Below are 19,391 nucleotides of genomic sequence, written 5' to 3' on the forward strand. Positions count from 1 at the left end.
TATCAACCTTGGTGGTACGGTCGTATCTGATTGATATAGTGCTGCTAAGTAAACTTAGCCACCGGCAGCTCACTCCACTGAGTGGTGTAATTGGGTGATTTCATCTCACGCCGCATTTTCCAAAGTTTGGTGTGTCCTTCGGATGCAAGATGCACAGTACTTTTTCCGAAACGATGATTGATAAGCTCTATCGTTTCATCAATTGTTCTGAATGGACTGTGGACTCATGGGGTAGGGGATTAAACAAGTCGATTTGCCTTGGCTCTTTAGGGATTAATCCATCTAAAAGCACGCCTGCTTTTTTATAATAAACGCCAGGTTTATAGATGCGTTTGAGACAGAACTTCGCGCATTTGGTGAGTTGCCTGATGTCATCGGAGGGGTTAATGAGTTTAAAGCCCAGCGAATTGGAATATTGGTCTAAGTCTTTACGGTGTTTGTTGGACAGCACAAAGACGGACAGGTATTGTGCAACCAGATGTTGTTGGCGTAACTTTCCCCAGGCGCTGGCGACATGAGCGCTGATGGCTTCAGCCAGTTGGTGATAGTCTGTCTGCATGATGCCAAAGGATTTGGATGAGACGATGGACTGTTTGGGCTCTATTTCTTCAAGCTCAAGGCAGGCTAAGCCCCTTAACTCATACAGGGTTCGTTGTAAGACGACATTAAAGCGTTTTTTAATGAGCGCTGGATGAGCGCGGGATAAATCCCCTGCGGTTTGAATGCCCATGGAGCGTAGTTTAGAACTCCAACGCCTTCCGACACCCCAAATGTCCTCGACGTCAATTTTATCGAGCCAGTCCGAAAAAGAGTGGATGTTAAACACAGGAATTTTTAATCGTTTTTTAGCGATGTGATTGGCAAGTTTAGCCAGAGTTTTGGTTTTGCCGATACCGATAGAGGTTGGAATGCCCACGACTTTTAGGATTGTTTTTTGTAGTTGTTCACAAAATGCGGTGTGTTGGTGCTCCGGTAAATGCTTTAAATGCAGAAAGGCTTCATCGATGGAATAAATTTCCACCTCTGGCCAACTGTTTTGAATAACAGACATCACCCGTTGAGATAAATCACCATACAGCGTGTAATTGGAAGAAAAGACTTGAACCTGATGTTTTGTACAGAGGTCTTTAATCTGAAAATAAGGGTCTCCCATTTTAATGCCTAAGGCTTTGGCTTCATTGGAGCGCGCAATGGCGCAACCGTCATTGTTGGACAGCACAACGATAGGTTTATCCCGTAAATCCGGTCGAAAAAGCCGTTCACATGAGGCATAAAAATTATTGCAATCGATAAGGGCAAACATTTATTCAGCCTCATGAATGACATGAGTCACCACGCCCCAGATGATGACATCCTGTTCTTCGGTGATATCTATGGGCGGATAATTTGGGTTTTCAGCCAAAAGCTTGACCTGGCCTTCTTTTTTAAAGAGCCGTTTAACGGTGAGCTCTCCATCAATGGCGGCAATGACGATTTTACCGTGTATGGCCTCTATGCTTCGGTCAACCACGAGCATGTCACCGGATTGAATGCCCGCATGGTTCATGGAATCACCAGAGGCTCTCACAAAAAAGGTGGCGGCCGGATGTTTGATTAAATGCTGGTTTAAATCGAGCCTGCATTCAATGTAATCGTCCGCAGGAGAGGGGAAGCCGGCACGAACGGTGCTTGAATAAAGCGGTAACTCCATACCTTGCCCCGATGCGAGAAAAGCCTTAACGTCATCAAGACGGGATACAGGAACACGAAGGGGCCTGGTGGGCTCACCATAGACGTTACTTCCTCTTGGTCTACCCGCACCCTCTCGTTTACCGCCATGAGTTTTGCTTTGATGGGTCATGTGATACCTCATTTGATAATCGTACATTTATCAAATCATAGACAGCGTTGCTTATTTTGTAAACAGGGATTTTGCGCAAAAGAGGGCAGGGCATCATTAAGTGCATGTAAAATCAAACTATCTTGAATAAAAAAATTTTTAAGACACCAAGCATTGGAGTAGCGCTTGTCGTTTGGTTGAACGGTTGATTGTTTTTTGAAAAATATGTGATACCGTTAGCACCCCTTAATGAAAAAGAATAAAAAATGAGCTTTATTTCAAGACTTCTCATTGTCCTTTGCGCGGTCACAGTGGCTTACGCTAAGGCTCCTGCCAATTTCCTGCAAGCCAAAAAAATAGCCGCTCAAATCTTCTATGATAAACGCGAAACCTTGTATTGCGGCTGTAAGTACAATGCTCAAAAGCAGGTGGACTTGGCGAGCTGTCATATGCAAAAAGCATCCATTATCAAAAGGGCGCACCGTATGGAATGGGAACACATGATGCCCGCTGAACATTTTGGACAGCATTTTAAATGCTGGCGTGAGCCGATATGCAGCAAACACGGTAAACCTTATAAAGGGCGTCCATGCTGTGAGAAGGTGGATGCTGACTTTCGAAAAGCCGAAGCTGAACTTTATAACCTTTGGCCAGCTGTAGGAGTGATTAATCAGCTGCGCTCAAATTATCGCTATTCCCCCTTAAGCCATAAGCATTTAACTTATGGTTGTGATTTCACCGCCGATCGAAGTTTAAGGAAAGCAGAGCCGCCTGCGCGCGTGAAGGGGGTTGTAGCCAGAGCCAATTTGTTTATGGCAGAAAAATACCACATACGATTAAGCAAGGCACAAAGAAAGCTTTTTGAGGTATGGAACAAAGAGCACCCGCCAGGCGATTGGGAAAAGGAATGGGCGCGGAGAGTCGCTAAAATTGAAGGCTATCCGAACCCTTATATTCTTTCACGTGCTCGATAATGTCAGTAATTTCTTGAGCATCCGAAGGTGATAATTTTGACTAAATTTCAATCTATTTTCGACTTTTCGTTACCCGAATAAGGCTGTATTCATGGATTATCTATCCTTGTTTCTTTAGCCAAGCAAATAAAAAATATCTAAGTTGGCGAGTTAGCCGCAAACCCCGCAATTTACTGACAATTATTAGACATATAGCATTGATATCCGCCTGTATGCCTCTTGTCCTCGGATCAGGCAGTTCATCAAAATGGTCTATTAAAATATCTGACATATACCTAAGCCAAATGTATCCTTTTCAAGCTTCAATGGTGCTTCCTCCATCGCACGCTCATCCATAGCTTTTCTGAGCTGCTCCGCTAGCTTACTATCTGGTACAACCCTGTTATCTATTATTTCAAAGTCCAGGTTAGACTTTTGTTTGATTCCCACAATGGCAAATGATCCATCGCATAACTCAAAGATATTATCAAGACACTTACTTTGTTCTAATTGAATATATTGAGTCATACGTTTGACTTTAGGCAAATCCAAAGGCTCATCTAAAAAACCACTCACAAACACTTTGCCGAAATTATCTAGTAACAGCTGCGTGGATATACCACACCCTGAATAAGTTGTAATGTTATATATACCAATATCAATGATGTCTTTAAACGGTAATTTTTGTAATTTAGCAGGCTTATGGTAGGTATGAACACAATTATTATCTGGTTGCACATAAACTTCACCTGTACCGGCCAGGAACACTGTGAAATCAGTTGTTGAATGAATTTTAGTTATAGGTGGCAGGCCATAAAAAACTCTTGGTTTTGTAGGTGAGAACATCGCAGAGTGATCAAAGCTGCCACTGTAATAAACCTTACCTTCCGTGCTCAAGAAAAAGGCTGCGGAGTGCCAGTAATGAATTCTTGTTATATTGCAACCTTTTAAAGCCGTCACTTCTTGGGGCACTGAAACATTATTTTTGTGTCCCAAACCTAATTGACCATATCGATTTTCACCAAAACTATACACGTTATTTTTTTCATCAATAAGAAATGAAGACATATGACCTAAGGCAAAATCTTTGATTGGCGGTAATCCTTCAATTTTAGTGGGTTTTTTTTGCTCGTTTGTATCACCAAGGCCAAGTTGTCCCTCATAATTACAACCAAAAACGTAAACCGAACCATCCATTGTTAAGGCCATCGAATGAAGATCCCAGCGCGCATTAGCTTGTTTTTTGATATTGGTTAAACAGGGAAAGTGGTTATTTTTATCGAGTACAAAGGTTGTATCGCCATTACCAAAGACTTCTTTTTTATAGATTGTTTTAGTCATATCACTCCATTAAATCGTTTAGCCGAGATATTATACAGTTTTTATCTATCTTTCTCGTAAACCTGCTGTTTTTAAAGTTATTGCTGTTAGGATGTTTTTCAGCATTTTTTATATCTTCTGCAGATAAGGAAAAAGTAGCAATTTCGTTATTAATTAAAGATGTATTACGATTTCCACATCCTCTGCTTTGAACGCAATAATCGTATAGTTTACATATTAAACGTGAATTCGATGTAACTGTTTAAGGATTATCCTGCAAAGAGAAAATATATTGAAAACCCAGACCTTTTGTGATCTTATTTGTTTTTTCTAAGAACAGTAATAGGATACAAGAGGCCTAGAATGGATAAGTTAGTCGAATTATTCTGTATTGTCGATGATTTTTGTCAAAAGTTTTTACCAATCTTTGAGCAGCAACTTATAAATATTTCAGGCAAAGTCAGGAAGAAACCCTGTAGCCTGTCTATGTCCGAAATAATGACGATAGTGATACACTATCACCAATCCAATTATCGAAACTTCAAAAGCTATTATTCTTATGTTTTGCAGAAAGATTTACGTCCCTATTTCCCAAAACTGGTCAGCTATAGCAGAATGACTGAGCTGATGTCATCTTGTATAGTGCCATTAACGGCATTTTGCCACAATCAATCAAAGACTCTAACTGGCATTTATTTCGTAGACTCAACCCCTATTGAGGTCTGCCACGTTAAAAGAGCGCAACAGAATAAAACATTTAAGGGGTTAGCGGAGAAGTCCAAATCAACTATGGGATGGTATTTTGGTTTTAAACTTCATTTGGTGGCCAATGATAAAGGTGAGCTAATGGCTTTTAAAATAACCTCAAGCCGAACAGATGACCGAACGGTTGTGCCCGATTTAAGTAAAAATCTGTTGGGTAAAATGATTGGAGATAAGGGATATATTTCCCAAAATCTGACCGAGAAACTTGCTGAAAGAGGCTTGCAACTACTGACCAAAGTCAGAAAAAATATGAAGCAAAAAGTGCTCGATGCCTTTGACAAAGTCCTGCTGAGAAAAAGAGTCATTGTTGAATCTGTTATTGACCAATTAAAAAATATTTCAAATATCGAACACTCAAGGCATCGTTCTGTCTTTAATTTTATGGTCAATATCTTGGCTGGTTTGGCAGCTTATGCACTTAAGCCAAAGAAACCTTCCTTGAATATTGAAAAAACGTTCGTGGCTGTCGTTTGACCAGTTATATCGAATTCACGTTATTAAGGAATCCAAGTTTTTTTCCAGCATATTATCATGCTGGTTATTGCTGAAAAAAGAAACCCTGAGTTTAAATAAAGCACCAGATGCAAATGGCTATATTTGAGATGCCTTATTAATTATCCCCAAAGATTATAAAAAAATATGAATACAAGAATTATTTGTTTTGCCTTATTGTTATGCAATTTAATACCGTCGGCTTTTTCTGCAAGTTGTAATATATCCATTATCGAAGAAGAAAAACTCTTGTCCATGGATTATGACAGTTTCGATCAATCCGAAACTGGATGGCGGAAATATGCTAAGCTCGCTTGTTATGATGAAATGGGAGTTTTGATTGATAAATATCTCGATAAGAATAGAAATATCCTTTCAGATTGGCAGGTGATTGGAGTCACCTGGCATGCAGGACAAATGTATGCATTTGGTAATGATTATGAGATGGCAGAACATCGATTTATACATTCCATCAATCCAAGCGAACCCGATAATACCCCCACTCTTTGGAATGACTATGTTTATGCAACCATTGCATTTCTGAATAAGGATTTGACTGAATTAAAATTTCGGCGAAATAAAATTGCTGATGGCCCCATTTTAAATGGAAAGAAACCTAATCTAGATGTTGTCGATAATCTATTATATTTTGGCCAACCCTATTCGGTGGCTTACGCCAGTCGCTAGGATTTTTAAAAGACTGGTCGAGGGGGAATTGAAGGCCACTATCCATATGGCTTACATCCTGCTTGATGCCTTAAATCCGCCTTCTCGTTTTTTCATCATAACAAAATAAAGCATGAAGTCACGAGTATAAATTCTGAATGGTTTGTAAGATATTTCTCATTCTTAAGATTAGTAATAATTCTATATTGATGCTCAATCATATATTTGTATAATGTTACGTAACAAGCGAGGTTGGACTTGCTTTGTGTCAATCCAATGGGTTTGGTCGCGACACAAGACCAGCCCTTTCTATAATACGGCTATCATCTTCTGATATACTAACGCGATTGCTTTCAATAAAATTTCCGCGCATTTATTTTTATTGATACCTTGCCTTAAATAACTAATTAAACCGATAAGGTAAAATTATGAAGCATAATATGGCTAATCAAGATGAGTTAAAACAACAAGCAGAAAATATTTACAAAGCATGGGATAAAGCACTTGCAAATAATGATATTGAAAGCCTTTTAGAGCTTTATGCAGATGATGCCGTTATAGAAAGTCCACTTATACCCCATTTATTGGAAACGGACAGTGGAATTTTAAGAGGAAAAAGTGAATTGCGCTTATTAATTGAAAAAGTCGCGGAACGTAAGCCTTTCATACGCAAACATTTTAAACAAAATTTCTTTACAGATGGAAAAACACTGATTTTTGAATATCCTAGACAAACACCTGATGGCGAACAAATGGATTTTATGGAAGTAATGGAGATAAAAGAAGGAAAAATCCAATACCATCGAGTTTATTGGGGATGGCGTGGTTTTCAGATCATCCAGGAAAACTTGTATCATCGTTAAAATGGGCGTTCTGCTATTGGTAGATATGTACTTGGGTGAAATTTGAATTGCATTAGCTATCCTTTCGTTTCCAATGATTACCCCATCCCGATAACCATTGAGCTTGTAGTCACGATGAGACTACGCTAATAAAATATAGAGTTTTTGGAGGGCTATCATGGGTAATGTAGATACCTATGTACGTGCCAGAATTGATTCAGAAACGAAAATGCGAGCAACCGGTGCCTAGAAGCGATAGGACTTTCAGTATCTGATGCCATTCGCCTGCTGATGCTGTGTATTGCTGATGAAAAGCGTATGACTTTTGAAGTCAGCGTTCCTAATAAGGCGACCAGGGACGCCATGCGTGAAGGCAAGGGTAGAGTGAATAATTCGTTAAATAAAAAAAGAGTTTATTGCGAATTTATTTATTGACAATAACCGACTTTTATAGACAACATGACCACCTCTTAAAATTCACGTTAACTATCTGATTTCTTATGGTTTTTAGTGGCCGTTTGTTGTTTATCGTGATTGGGTCAAAATTAAGTGTAGCGTGTTCAATCCCATGGCCTTTCTAGCCAATTATATTTCATGTTTACTCCAAAAATGACCGAATATTTTGGGCAGATATTGGATGTTTTTTTCAGAATTTTGGGCATTTTTTGGGTGATTTTTGAGCCAATAGGAGACCACAAAAGACAACTTTAATAGAGAAAAAACGAGCTTTAACCCTTTGATTTACAAGAGTTTATGATGGTCTTTGGTGGTCAGGAGTGGTTTTAATAATTGGTGGAGGCGGCGGGAATTGAACCCGCGTCCGCAAGTCCTCTGCCTTCAGGTCTACATGCTTAGCCTTGTCTTTTTATTTTAACCGTCTCCCCTCCGACAGGCAGGATGGTTAACGGCGATTCCCTTAAGTTTTGCATTCAGTCCCGGGACAGGGCTGAACACTAGCTTATCTCTTATGACCGTTGATTCGATACCGATAAGCAGGCTCGGTCAACGGGGTGCTGGTTTTGTGGCAGCACGCTGTGCGGTTTATCTATCAATGCTTACGCAGCGATAGCATCACCTGCAAAGTTTTCATCGTTTGCATTTATATTTAAGTGAGTCTTTTTTACGAGAGTTCTCATTCTCGGCATGCACTTCAGGTTTCGCAACCCGCGTCGAAGCCAGGTCGCCCCCTTTACTATTTAATTATAACATAAAATCAAAGAGGCGGCATACACTTAACAAGCAATGTGTTTTACTTCCAATAACCCTCTCTCTCATCATGGTCAATTTTCCTTTATTTTTATAATATAATGGGATCCATAAATAACAAGGACATTTTCATGAAAGCCGTTGTTTATCATCTTGCTACCAATGCGCAGGAGCAATCAGGATTTAAAGACGTTGAACTCGCCCAACCTGAAGCCAAAGGAAGGGATCTGCTCATTGAGGTTAAAGCCGTTTCTGTTAATCCTGTGGACTATAAAGTAAAAAACAGGCTCAAACAAGCAAATCAACAAGACAGGGTTTTGGGCTGGGATGCAGCAGGTATTGTTAAAGAGGTTGGCAGTGAGGTCTGTTTATTCAAACCGGGTGATGAAGTATGGTATGCCGGAGATATTACTCGTGATGGCAGTAATAGCGAATATCAACTGGTGGATGAGCGCATTGTCGGGCACAAGCCCAAAACCATCAGCTTTGAGCAGGCAGCCGCCTTGCCTTTAACAGGGATAACGGCCTGGGAACTGGTTTTTGACAGTTTGGCCTTGCCTAAGGATGAACCACTTAATGTTCTGGTCATTGGTGCAGCAGGAGGCGTGGGTTCTATATTGCTGCAAATTTTAAAAACATTAACGAAATGTCATGTGATTGCCAGTTTTGGCCGGGAAGAATCGAAACAATGGCTTTTAAGTTTAGGGGCTGATTTGACACTCAATCATCGACAAAATATTCAAGCTCAGTTAAACGACAATAAGATTAAAGCGGTCGATGCCATCATCAGCCTGACACATACTCAGGATTATATAGAGCAATATGCCGAAATCATAGCGCCAAGAGGTAAAATTGCCTTTATTGATGATCCTCAGAACTTTCATGTGATGGCTTTTAAGTCAAAAAGCGTGTCCATTCACAGCGAGTTTATGTTTACCCGCCCCACATATCAAACAGAAGATATGCAAAAACACCACGATATTTTAAATACCCTGGCGGAACTGGTCGATAAAAAAATTATTCAATCAACGGCGGCAAATCATTTTGGAACCATCAATGCCAACAATCTAAGCCGCGCCCATGAGTTGATTGAAAGCGGGAAAAGCGTGGGTAAATGCGTGCTTTCTTCCTTTTAACCACGATTCTTCCCCCGCTTTCTTGTTAAAAAAGACTGGGAGTTCGATTTTAGCTTTTTTCTGCTTGAATGCCATTGTGCCTTAAGAAAGCATCGAGTTCAGCCTCACGCCCCCTGAAGGCCATAAAAGCCTCTATAGCTGGTGCAGAGCCACCAGCTTCAAGCACAAAATGGAGAAAATCGCGTCCTGTTTCGCCATTAAAAATACCCTCTTCTTCAAAACGCGCATAGGCATCGCTTGAAAGGACTTCAGCCCATTTATAGCTGTAATACCCAGCGGCATAGCCACCGGCGAAAATATGACTGAAGCTGTGAGGAAAACGGTTATAGGAAACAAGCGGGGTTACACAGGTTTGTTCTCGAACTTCAGCCAGGGTTGTCATGATAAAATCATCCTGTGGACGAAAATCAAGATGAATTTTGAAATCAAACAAGGAAAACTCAAGCTGGCGCAACATGGCCATGGCTGATTGGTAGTTTTTGGTTGCCCATAATTTATCATATAAATCCTTTGGCAATGGTTTTCCGGTTTCAACATGCGCTGTTAAAAAAGACAAAGCATGCTCTTCCCAGCACCAGTTTTCAAAAAACTGACTGGGAAACTCAACGGCATCCCACTCGACACCATGAATTCCTGAGGCGTTGAGATAATCTACCTGAGTTAATACATGATGCAGGCAATGACCAAACTCATGAAACATGGTAAGCACTTCTTCATGAGATAACATGGCAGGTTTATTGACAGAAGCTTTGGCAAAATTGCAAGTCAAGGTGGCTATAGGAAGCTGAATGCTTCCATCGTTCAATTTGCGCCGGCTTTGTAAGGCATCCATCCAGGCTCCTCCTCGTTTGGCCGAGCGCGCATAGAGATCGGTATATATATAGCCTCGTGGCGTCTTATGTTCATCAAGAATACGATAGCATTTCACATCGGCATGCCAGATATCAACTCCCTCCACTTCTTCAAACTGAATACCATAAAGTTTATTGACAATGGCAAACATGCCTGCAAAAACCTTCTGCTGGGGAAAATAAGCTCGTAAGTCCTCTTGCGAGAAAGCATATAGTCGCTGCCTTTTTTTCTCTGACAGATAGGCGACATCCCATGGCTGAATCGAGGTGATTCCATGATGCTCAGCAGCAAATTTTTCTAAATGTTGAAATTCACGTTGTCCTTGTTGGTATACCCGCTGACTTAAATCCATAAGAAATTCCATCACCTGATGAGGTGATTTTGCCATTTTTGTGGCCAATGACAATTCTGCATAGTTGGCAAATCCCAGCAGTTTTGCTTTTTCATGTCGCAGCTTAAGTATTTCATTCATGACAGAGCTGTTGTCGAATCTATTCGCATCCGGTCCTTCATCAGAGGCGCGGGTCACATAAGCAAAATACATTTCTTCACGCAGTTTACGATCTTGTGCATAGGTCATTACCGCTAAATAACAAGGAAATTGCAGCGTTAAAACCCAACCTTCCATTTTATTTTCCCTTGCCGTTTCCTCTGCTGTATGCATGGCATGCTCGGGCAGACCTTTCAAGCGTGAAGCTTCTTTGATATGTAACTGAAAACTGTTTTCTGCATCCAGAATGTTGTTTTCAAACTGATTGGATAACTCGGATAAACGACTTTGAATGGCTTCAAAGCGCTTTTTATCTTCAGTGGGCAAGGCAACACCGGATAACTCAAAATCTCGCAAGCAGTCATCAATGATCTTGTTTTGCGCTTTATCCAGGGCTGTACGGTCAAGGGATTTGATGGCTCTATATAAGGCTTCATTATGACCAATAGCTGCCTCATAAGAAGACAGTAAGGGCAGACATTCCTGAAAACACTTGCGCAGGGGCACAGTATCAACAACAGCACGCAAATGAGACAGGGGCGTCCAGAACCGTTCCAGCTCATCATCCATGTCCTCTAGAGGGCGCATTAAATTATCCCAGGTAAAATGCTGGTCGTTTTCCAGCAAAGAGGAAATCTGCTGCAGATTATCTTGCAATTTGGTCTTCAGTGACTTGGGGAACTGCGCTGTATCAATGGTAAATCGCGGCAATATAGCGGACATGTATCTTGTTCCTTGTGTGATAAAATTTTTAAGAATAACATTTAAACAAACACTACTCCATGCCCCAACGGACCTCTATATCTGTCTCTGTCTTCAGATCATTTTCTGAGCGGGAGCGTAAAAGCGGCTGGTGTTTGGGCGAGCGAGCGAAGATGCCTTTTTGGGATACCCGGCCAACTTCCTTGCTTTTCTTAAATGCCGAAATTTTGTCATCCGGCTTGTATCGCTCAAAGTATTTTCCCAGTGCATAACTGACGATAGAGACTGCGACCACCAGAATGACACCAATTAAGGGAATGACAGGATTAATGGCGGCAAAAAAGGGCAGCGTCAAACACATGGTCAGCAATAAAGAACTGGTGGTTGCCACGCTCAAACCAAGTCGTAAACGTTCATACTTAATTCTTGCATTAAGAGACGCTTGATAAGCTTTTATTTCGTGTTGATCCTCAGAAGCTGTTGCTTTTATTATCTCTGCATATTGGCTTTTTAAATGTTTGAGCCTGCTCATTTCAATATAGGCGCGAATACCGGCCAGTAAAACATCAAACGTATATAAAGCAACCGTTAAATAGGCGGCAACCGGAGCAAGAGCACCCACAAGGATAAAACAATTGATAACCCCAATTGTCAGCCAGACTGAGTCATTGGCAAGTTCAAACCAACGACGCTTTAGCTGTGTTTTTAAACGAAATGCCCACCCCAGGGATTTTTCTTCCTCGCTCATCCAGAATCCCGGAAAAACATGTTTGAAGCATAAAAATAGATTGGTCATGAGTCGTGGAACATAAAAAGCCCAGGCAAGATAAGGAAGCACAGGATTGGAAAATTTATCCATTATAAACACAAAACGAGTAAACGCTTTGTTGCTCTCAATAACCGTGGTCAAGACATCGAGAACTCGCTTGATGCGAATGAGTAAAAGTCTTGGCCAGTTAACAGTGGAGGTTAGCTCTCGTATTTTGCTGCTGACTGCAAGCTTTCCTCCTTTAAGCTTTTTCTTTTTCTCCGGCTCCTCCCAACCATAGTCCCATTTTTTCAGCCAGCTTAAATAACAGTCCTGATCCTGGCGGAAACGACGAACTTCTTTCGGTGTCTTAAGATAGAAATAATTGATATATTCCAATAGCTGCGCAAGAATGAAAACAAACATCAATTGATGAGCAATGGATTCCTTGTTGACCGCACTTTTAAGCTCGGAAGTGAGTTGGCTTTTTAAAACGCTATATTCCAGGCTGATGACGTGATTCTGATCCACTAACCGACGATAAAATAGAGGCGTTTGTTGTTCTTCCCACTGACAAAAATATGCATCCAGATTTTTGCTTTTGCAAGCAGGGATATCTGTAAGACCTAAATTTTTCAAACGATTAATTAATAAATCCATATACTCTATTTAAAGATCAAATAGAGAAGCATATTCCCAAAAAAAAAGCAGAAAGTAAAATGTTATACAATACTGGCGGAAAGGAAATCTCGTAGATGCCATTTAGTTAATGGTAGCCCGCCTTGCTCCCGCATAAAAGCTTTGATTTTTTTAGGAATAATGTTCGTTTAGCAGCATAAAAAACGAGCATGGAGGATGTCGCGAGGCAAATTTAAATCTGATGATTTTTAAGCGCATCAATGAGGCGGCTTAAACGTTGATAATGAGAGCCTTGCCAGTAATATTTGCCACAATTGCTGCAATGTGCAATGGTTTTATAATAGCGCTGAGTTTTTTCAGGCAATAAATGCTTTACCCTGACCAAAGGAATTTCTTTTAACTTGCTATTACATTCAAGGCAGCGCGAAAAAGGAGCCATTAAAGCCAATAAATCAAATTTCATGGCCACTTCAGCCAACTGTTTTCTTGAATTCGTGTTTCTTATCCAATAACCAAGACTTACTTTTTTATGTTTCAAAAGACCTTTATCGCGAGTTAGAATGATACGTTTTTCTTCTTGAGCCAGGTCAACAATTTCTGCATCAGATAGGTTATTATCATAGTGACAGTCAAAACCTATCAAGCGTAAATATTTGGCTAATCGTCCGAGATGCACATCTAAAATAAATTTAGGCTCGATGGATTTTGCCAACAATCCGGCAGAAAGCTTAAGTTGTTCATAAGTTGGATAGACTGAAATTCGGTCATTGGGCAACAATTGATAATCAAAATCAACTTCTCCTCCATTGACAAGGATCAATTCGACTTCAGGATGAGGCACGCCAATAGCCTCAATAGCATCTTTAATGCCCGGATTGCCGGCAAATTCATAGGCAAATTCCTTCTGGCGTTTGTGCTCTGGCAAAAAATCATTTAAGGCGGCATAAAAACGAAAAAAAACTGTGTTCATGGTTTAAAAAAAATCTCAGTGGGCAAAATAAATGCTTTTGGCGACACCCCTAATTTTTCGCGGGCTAAAATCAAATCTTTTGCCGGTTGATTAACACTTTCCTCACTGAGTTTAAAAGTACCCCAATGAATTCCCATGGATAAACGACTTCCCAGTTCCAGATGACATTTCACCGCTTCAAATGGATCAATATGATTGACTCTTAACAAGGAACGCGGCTTATAAGCTCCAATAGGTATCAAGGCAAAATCAGGACGTCCCCAATGTTGACGAATCATTTTAAAATGATTGGCATAACCTGTATCACCAGCATAATAAATTTTTTTATCTCCCATCTGCAGACCGTAGGAGCCCCAAAGCGTGTAGTTATAATCATGCAACCAGCGTTGAGTGCTGTGGTGAGCCGGTAAAAAATGAATGCGGGTATTTTTTATCTTTATCTCCTGCCACCAGTCCAGCTCTTTCACATTCTTTATAGCAAATCGCTTTAGGAAAATCTTATTACCCAAGGGCACAATAAACAAAGGATGCAAGGCTTTATCAAGACGCTTAAGGGTAGATACATCCATATGATCATAATGATTATGAGAAATCAGTACGACATCAATTTTCGGAAGATTCTGAAAATGGATGCCAGGCTTATGTGCTCTGGCTGGCCCAATCCATGAGAAAGGACTGGCCCGATAGGAATAAATAGGATCAAGCAAAACATTGATTTTTTTGGACTGAATTAATACCGTTGAGTGATTAATAAAACTGATTTTTATTCCCTTAATTTGAGAAGGACAAATAGAATATGGCTTAACATCTTTGGGAAGATACCAGAGAGGCTGGAAAACAGCGGTCCAAATATTATAAATATCGCGGGTAAAACTTCTTGGCTTTTCTCTTTCACCCGGGTAGTAAAATTTTTTACCATCGAAATGATCCGATACGGGGCCTGTATAATATCCCCCCTGGCAACCCGTCAATATAAAGACCAACAATAAAAAATACCGCATACCGTTAAATTCCTTTTTAGAAGCTAGCAGGCTTTCCAGGGCAAACGCATGAGTGCTCAAAAAATACCATTTAGTACTTTCTGTGCATAATCAGATTGCAAGGTTGCTTTGTACCGCTTGGCTTTTATCCCTTTTTTACATGATTTTTCGTTACGTAACGCATTAACTGCAACATGTCTAAACACACCGAAATTTTCCGAGGCATTGTCTCGCCTGACTCTAGAATCGTCTTCTCTAAATGACACATCGAGCACCCAGTGTAACTGATTCTCGACAGCCCAATGCTTTCTAACTGCATTAGCAAATATTTTAGCGTCTGGAGCTATTGATACAATAAAATATCGGGTTTCAGAAGTTGTTTTACCATCGATATAACGTTCTGATTCAACCATTCCAATGCCTTGCAAAGAAGCCCATCGTCCAGGATTGCTAATAGTATCCAACATGTCGCTAATCCAATATCGGCGCAGCTCGACACGACCATGGCCTTTATGAGCTTCCTCAAAATAATCATACCGGACATTCTTAAATTCAAATCGGCGAGATGTTTCAAAAAAATCGATTATTTCTTCGTGAAGTTGTTTTTGGTTATCTTTTACAGCCAGTACATAGTCTGCTTCTTTGTTAACTATTTTTTCCGCAATTTTCTCTTGGCAACCCATGGCATCAATGGTCACAATGCAACCCTTGATATCCAATAAATCAAGTAAAGCTGGGATAGCCGTAATCTCATTTGATTTATCATCTGTCTTTTTTTGACCGAGAACAACGCCATTTTCAGCAGCATATGCACTCACCATGTGAATCGCAGACTTACGTTTTTTCTTGTCATATGAATGACGCAGGGTTTTTCCATCAACTGCTATAATTTTACCGTCGGTTGCTTCTTCAACTGCTGCCATCCATTTAATGAAGCAGCTTTGTAATTCTTCTGGATTGAGACTGGACACTATCCTGGCGATCGTGTCATCAACTGGAATGCCTTTCTTAAAAAAACCGCGTTCTTGAAGCCAATTTAAACGAGCATGTCCAACTTCTTCTATATCCTGCCAGCCTTCAGCTCCACAAATAACTGCTAAAACACACAGAATAAGGATATCGATCAGTTCATGATCAATTTTGCTTTCTTGACGTGGATCGCGAATTATTGAAAAACATTCTACTAATGATGACATTTTTGCTCCTTTATAAATAAAGGAGCTATGAGATCACATAATCAGTTTAATTTAAAGGCACTCGTGATCTTGCCCTGGCAGGCTTTCGGGCTTCCTTGTAAAAATGCATCAATCATGATACGCCGCCGACATAAAATAATAAAAAAGCAGGCCCTAACCTGGTCAGTATTTTTGTGCTCTTATCAATAGCATGTTCCTGTTGGTTTAACAACCTGCTGCTTCCTGCTTTTGCTCCACATCAAATAATAGCCACAATGAGTTTTGATATATAAAAACTCTGAACGGGGGCTATAAAAATTGAATAAGATCGTGTTTCGGATAAACTTGCTGATTTCTGTCTTCTGAGAGACAATAGTGCCTCTGTTAAATACAAGAAGAGATCGCATGAGTTTTTCAAGAGAATTAGCCAATGCCATTCGCATATTAAGTATCGATGCAGTAGAAAAAGCTCAGTCAGGACATCCCGGCATGCCTTTGGGGATGGCGGATATCGCTACTGTGTTGTGGAAAAAATTCTTAAGACATAATCCTGAAAACCCCTTGTGGTTTGACAGGGACCGTTTTGTTCTGTCCAATGGCCATGGCTCAATGCTGCTTTATTCTCTGCTTCATCTTACCGGCTATTCACTTGAACTCAATGAGCTAAAACATTTTCGTCAACTCCATTCAAAAACCCCCGGCCATCCCGAACATGATCATACGCCAGGCGTAGAAACCACCACAGGTCCTCTGGGCCAGGGCCTCGCCAATGCCGTGGGCATGGCCATTGCTGAAAAAGTACTGGCTCATCAATTCAATCGTGATAAATGTGAACTTGTGAACCACTACACCTATGCTTTTGCTGGTGACGGCTGTCTGATGGAAGGCATTTCTCATGAGGCTTGTTCATTGGCAGGTACTTTAAAATTAGGAAAGCTCATTGTTTTTTATGATGATAATGGCATTTCCATTGACGGAAAAGTGGAAAACTGGTTTACCGACAATACGGCCAAACGCTTTGAAGCCTACAATTGGCAAGTCATAGATGCTGTGGACGGTCATGATATGGAAGCCATTGAGAAAGCGATTCTTGCTGCAAGAAGCAACCCACATCAACCCACTCTTATCATCTGTAAAACCATTATTGGTCTTGGTTCTTCAAAGGCTGGAAGTGAAAAATCACACGGCGCTCCTTTAGGTGCAGAAGACGTACAAAAAGTACGCGAATACCTGAATTGGTCTTATGAGCCTTTTGTTATTCCAGATTCAATTTATGCTCAATGGAATCATATTGAACAAGGAAGAAAAGATGAACAGGAGTGGCTGGTGAAAAATCAGCAATATAAAGAATATTATCCTGAAGAATACAATGAATTTTTAAGGCGGATCAACGGTGATTTACCGGATGGCTGGCTCAGTTCTTCAAGCCAGTTTATTGAACAATGCCGAACCGATAATAAAGACATGGCAACTCGTAAAGCCTCTCAGCATTGTCTTAATTTTTATGCGGATACCTTACCGGAAATGCTGGGCGGCTCAGCTGATCTTACCGGTTCTAACAATACAGACTGGTCTGGAAGTCAATCTGTCAATCATCAGAATTTCTCTGGAAATTATTTATACTATGGCGTAAGAGAATTTGCCATGGCGGCCATCATGAACGGATTTGCCTTACACGGTGGTTTTATTCCTTATGGGGGCACGTTTCTGGTGTTTGCTGACTATGCACGTAATGCCGTAAGACTTAGTGCCTTGATGAAACAACGGGTAATTTATGTTTTTTCTCACGATTCTATTGGATTAGGTGAAGATGGTCCTACCCATCAACCGATTGAACATGCCTCCATGCTGCGTATGACCCCGCACATGCAAGTATGGCGTCCGGCGGATTTAGTGGAAACGGCCGTTGCCTGGCAACAGGCACTGGAGCATCACAACGGACCTTCCTCACTCCTGCTGTCGCGTCAGACTCTGCCTGCCTTATCCCATCTTTCTGATTCAGCAGAGAAAATTAAAAAAGGAGGCTATGTCATTAAGGAATGCAAAGGACAACCTGATGCCATTTTGATTGCCACTGGTTCAGAAGTTCATTTAGCCATTAAAGCAGCCACTCAGCTGGAAAAGGAGAAAAGCAAGCAAATCAGGGTCATTTCCATGCCTTGTGCTGAACGCTTTCTCACACAAGATGAACTATATCAGGAACAACTGCTGCCTAAAACCGTTCGTAAGCGGGTAGCTATAGAAGCCGGTAGCAGTGCATATTGGTATCGATTTGTTGGCCTGGATGGTGCCGTCATTGGCCTGGATCGGTTTGGGGTTTCTGCTCCAGGAGATAAAGCCTATGAATTTCTAGGCTTGACGACGGAGCACATCGTTGAACAATTAAATCAAATGTTGCAATGTTAACTTTGTGAAAAATTTACCAATCCCCGTGGCTTGATATGAGCTCCGTAAAAAGGCCAATCCTATCAAGTCTTGGAAAATACTGGATATTTGATAAATATACTGGTGATGGACCGCGGTCGATGTCACGGTGATTCGTAAGCGGAAAAAATTCACAAAGTCGAGGAAATGAAGAATTGACTATATTTATTTAAAAAAGCAGATAATTTTTTATGTAATTCGGAGAAGTAGCTATGGCAATACGAGTGGCAATAAACGGATATGGGCGAATTGGACGTTGTATTTTACGTGCTCTGTTTGAGTACAAGCGCCAAAATGATTTTAAAATAGTCGCAATTAATGACTTGTCAGGTGTAGAAGTTGCAGCCCATTTAACGCGTTATGACAGCACACATGGTCCTTTTACCAGCCAGGTTGAGGTAGCTGACTCTAAGATGATAGTGGACGGTCAATCCATTGAAATTATTGCTGAGCGTGACCCCGAACAATTACCCTGGAAAGATTTGGATATAGACATTGTTCTTGAATGCACAGGATTTTTTACCCAAAAAGAACAGGCCATGAAGCATATTCGTGCGGGCGCTAAAAAAGTATTGGTTTCGGCTCCGGCTAAAAATACCGATGCCACCATCGTCTACGGAGTTAACCACCAGACTCTGAGTGCATCGGATCTAATCGTCTCCAATGCTTCCTGCACGACCAATTGTCTGGCACCGATTGTGAAACCTTTGGCGGATTCACTGGGGATTGAGCACGGTCTAGTCAACACGGTTCACGCCTATACCAAGGATCAAATGTTGCTGGATGGAAGTCATAGTGATTTAAGACGTGCTCGTTCTGCCACGCAATCCATCATTCCCACCAAAACTGGTGCTGCTGCGGCAGTCGGCCTTGTTCTGCCTGAACTTGCCGGCAAATTGGATGGCTTTGCCATGCGTGTCCCTACCTTGAATGTTTCTGTCGTGGATTTAACATTTGTGGCAAAACGTGAAACTTCTGTTTCAGAAGTCAATGATATTATCAGGCAGGCGCAGAGCGATATATTGAAAATCAATGAAGACCCTTTGGTGTCCTGCGATTTTAATCATAATCCGGCTTCTGCGATTTTTGATTGTACACAGACCAAAGTATTGGCTAATCTGGTGAAAGTGGTCGCCTGGTATGATAATGAATGGGGTTTTTCAAACCGAATGCTTGATACTGCCAAATACATAATGCACTGTTAAGGATAAG

The 19,391-nt window shown here is 40.9% G+C and carries 14 protein-coding genes, 1 other RNA gene and 2 pseudogenes; 8 read left to right on the forward strand and 9 right to left on the reverse strand.

Features of this window, described 5'->3' with window-relative positions; all coding sequences use genetic code 11:
- Window positions 1-44: 44 nt before the first annotated feature.
- Window positions 45-1,303, reverse strand: a pseudogene (locus tag E4T55_RS08000) (Y-family DNA polymerase).
- The gene (locus E4T55_RS08005) at window positions 1,304-1,840 is read right to left on the reverse strand and encodes a LexA family protein (protein ID WP_115325325.1); all 537 of its coding nucleotides are present in this window, start codon (window positions 1,838-1,840) and stop codon (window positions 1,304-1,306) included.
- A 245-nt stretch (window positions 1,841-2,085) separates the two neighbouring features.
- Here E4T55_RS08005 and E4T55_RS08010 point away from each other — a divergent pair, with 245 nt between their 5' ends.
- Entirely contained in the window at window positions 2,086-2,793 is a 708-nt protein-coding gene (locus E4T55_RS08010) for an endonuclease (protein WP_058502435.1), read from the forward strand.
- Window positions 2,794-3,048: 255 nt separating this feature from the next.
- Here E4T55_RS08010 and E4T55_RS08015 read toward each other — a convergent pair whose 3' ends face one another.
- Window positions 3,049-4,113: an RCC1 domain-containing protein gene (locus E4T55_RS08015; RefSeq protein ID WP_058502436.1), complete on the reverse strand. Its 1,065-nt coding sequence runs from the start codon at window positions 4,111-4,113 to the stop codon at window positions 3,049-3,051.
- Window positions 4,114-4,455: 342 nt separating this feature from the next.
- On the opposite strand from E4T55_RS08015, the gene E4T55_RS08020 reads away from it, so the two are divergent.
- The 4 genes and pseudogenes from E4T55_RS08020 to E4T55_RS15445 form a co-directional block, all read left to right on the forward strand.
- On the forward strand, window positions 4,456-5,331 hold the full coding sequence (locus tag E4T55_RS08020) for an IS982 family transposase (protein ID WP_115325326.1): 876 nt from the start codon (window positions 4,456-4,458) through the stop codon (window positions 5,329-5,331).
- 165 nt (window positions 5,332-5,496) lie between these two features.
- Window positions 5,497-6,036 (forward strand): hypothetical protein, encoded by a 540-nt coding sequence (locus tag E4T55_RS08025; RefSeq protein ID WP_058501871.1) that lies wholly within the window; start codon window positions 5,497-5,499, stop codon window positions 6,034-6,036.
- A gap of 419 nt (window positions 6,037-6,455) precedes the next feature.
- Window positions 6,456-6,878 carry a nuclear transport factor 2 family protein gene (locus E4T55_RS08030; protein WP_115325393.1) on the forward strand — a complete coding sequence of 141 codons (423 nt, stop codon included), beginning with the start codon at window positions 6,456-6,458 and terminating at the stop codon, window positions 6,876-6,878.
- 222 nt (window positions 6,879-7,100) lie between these two features.
- Window positions 7,101-7,292 (forward strand): annotated as a pseudogene (locus E4T55_RS15445) (type II toxin-antitoxin system RelB/DinJ family antitoxin); the annotation flags it as partial.
- A gap of 355 nt (window positions 7,293-7,647) precedes the next feature.
- Here the strand turns inward: E4T55_RS15445 and ssrA are convergent.
- Window positions 7,648-8,045, reverse strand: a transfer-messenger RNA (tmRNA) gene (ssrA, locus tag E4T55_RS08040).
- Between the two features lie 149 nt (window positions 8,046-8,194).
- Between ssrA and E4T55_RS08045 the strand changes: the two genes are divergently transcribed.
- Complete coding sequence (locus E4T55_RS08045; RefSeq protein ID WP_058501869.1) at window positions 8,195-9,199, forward strand: zinc-binding alcohol dehydrogenase family protein; 1,005 nt, start codon at window positions 8,195-8,197, stop codon at window positions 9,197-9,199.
- Window positions 9,200-9,248: 49 nt separating this feature from the next.
- Here the strand turns inward: E4T55_RS08045 and E4T55_RS08050 are convergent, their stop codons facing one another.
- From E4T55_RS08050 to E4T55_RS08070, 5 genes are all read right to left on the reverse strand, one after another.
- Window positions 9,249-11,264, reverse strand: coding sequence for a M3 family metallopeptidase (locus E4T55_RS08050; RefSeq protein WP_058501868.1), 2,016 nt, complete (start codon window positions 11,262-11,264; stop codon window positions 9,249-9,251).
- A gap of 52 nt (window positions 11,265-11,316) precedes the next feature.
- Window positions 11,317-12,651 (reverse strand): hypothetical protein, encoded by a 1,335-nt coding sequence (locus E4T55_RS08055; protein ID WP_058501867.1) that lies wholly within the window; start codon window positions 12,649-12,651, stop codon window positions 11,317-11,319.
- A gap of 211 nt (window positions 12,652-12,862) precedes the next feature.
- Window positions 12,863-13,600, reverse strand: a complete 738-nt coding sequence (locus tag E4T55_RS08060; protein ID WP_058501866.1) for a Mut7-C RNAse domain-containing protein — start codon at window positions 13,598-13,600, stop codon at window positions 12,863-12,865.
- Window positions 13,597-14,601 (reverse strand): MBL fold metallo-hydrolase, encoded by a 1,005-nt coding sequence (locus tag E4T55_RS08065; protein ID WP_058501865.1) that lies wholly within the window; start codon window positions 14,599-14,601, stop codon window positions 13,597-13,599. Before E4T55_RS08065 ends, E4T55_RS08060 begins: the two co-directional genes overlap by 4 nt.
- A 56-nt stretch (window positions 14,602-14,657) precedes the next feature.
- On the reverse strand, window positions 14,658-15,776 hold the full coding sequence (locus tag E4T55_RS08070; protein WP_058500405.1) for an ISAs1 family transposase: 1,119 nt from the start codon (window positions 15,774-15,776) through the stop codon (window positions 14,658-14,660).
- Between the two features lie 384 nt (window positions 15,777-16,160).
- Between E4T55_RS08070 and tkt the strand changes: the two genes are divergently transcribed.
- Complete coding sequence (tkt, locus tag E4T55_RS08075; protein ID WP_058502036.1) at window positions 16,161-18,161, forward strand: transketolase; 2,001 nt, start codon at window positions 16,161-16,163, stop codon at window positions 18,159-18,161.
- Window positions 18,162-18,391: 230 nt separating this feature from the next.
- The gene (gene gap / locus E4T55_RS08080) at window positions 18,392-19,384 is read left to right on the forward strand and encodes a type I glyceraldehyde-3-phosphate dehydrogenase (RefSeq protein ID WP_058502037.1); all 993 of its coding nucleotides are present in this window, start codon (window positions 18,392-18,394) and stop codon (window positions 19,382-19,384) included.
- The last annotated feature ends 7 nt before the right edge of the window (window positions 19,385-19,391 follow it).

It is taken from the genome of Legionella israelensis (genome assembly GCF_004571175.1).
GTDB lineage: Bacteria > Pseudomonadota > Gammaproteobacteria > Legionellales > Legionellaceae > Legionella_D > Legionella_D israelensis.

Bases quoted from the DNA above. Each gene is read 5' to 3' on its own strand.
- E4T55_RS08045 (WP_058501869.1), top strand. From the start codon at position 8,195: ATGAAAGCCGTTGTTTATCATCTTGCTACCAATGCGCAGGAGCAATCA.
- E4T55_RS08055 (WP_058501867.1), bottom strand. From the start codon at position 12,651: ATGGATTTATTAATTAATCGTTTGAAAAATTTAGGTCTTACAGATATC.
- E4T55_RS08010 (WP_058502435.1), top strand. From the start codon at position 2,086: ATGAGCTTTATTTCAAGACTTCTCATTGTCCTTTGCGCGGTCACAGTG.
- E4T55_RS08070 (WP_058500405.1), bottom strand. From the start codon at position 15,776: ATGTCATCATTAGTAGAATGTTTTTCAATAATTCGCGATCCACGTCAA.
- gap (WP_058502037.1), top strand. From the start codon at position 18,392: ATGGCAATACGAGTGGCAATAAACGGATATGGGCGAATTGGACGTTGT.
- E4T55_RS08020 (WP_115325326.1), top strand. From the start codon at position 4,456: ATGGATAAGTTAGTCGAATTATTCTGTATTGTCGATGATTTTTGTCAA.
- E4T55_RS08025 (WP_058501871.1), top strand. From the start codon at position 5,497: ATGAATACAAGAATTATTTGTTTTGCCTTATTGTTATGCAATTTAATA.
- E4T55_RS08050 (WP_058501868.1), bottom strand. From the start codon at position 11,264: ATGTCCGCTATATTGCCGCGATTTACCATTGATACAGCGCAGTTCCCC.
- E4T55_RS08030 (WP_115325393.1), top strand. From the start codon at position 6,456: ATGGCTAATCAAGATGAGTTAAAACAACAAGCAGAAAATATTTACAAA.
- tkt (WP_058502036.1), top strand. From the start codon at position 16,161: ATGAGTTTTTCAAGAGAATTAGCCAATGCCATTCGCATATTAAGTATC.
- E4T55_RS08065 (WP_058501865.1), bottom strand. From the start codon at position 14,601: ATGCGGTATTTTTTATTGTTGGTCTTTATATTGACGGGTTGCCAGGGG.
- E4T55_RS08060 (WP_058501866.1), bottom strand. From the start codon at position 13,600: ATGAACACAGTTTTTTTTCGTTTTTATGCCGCCTTAAATGATTTTTTG.
- E4T55_RS08015 (WP_058502436.1), bottom strand. From the start codon at position 4,113: ATGACTAAAACAATCTATAAAAAAGAAGTCTTTGGTAATGGCGATACA.
- E4T55_RS08005 (WP_115325325.1), bottom strand. From the start codon at position 1,840: ATGACCCATCAAAGCAAAACTCATGGCGGTAAACGAGAGGGTGCGGGT.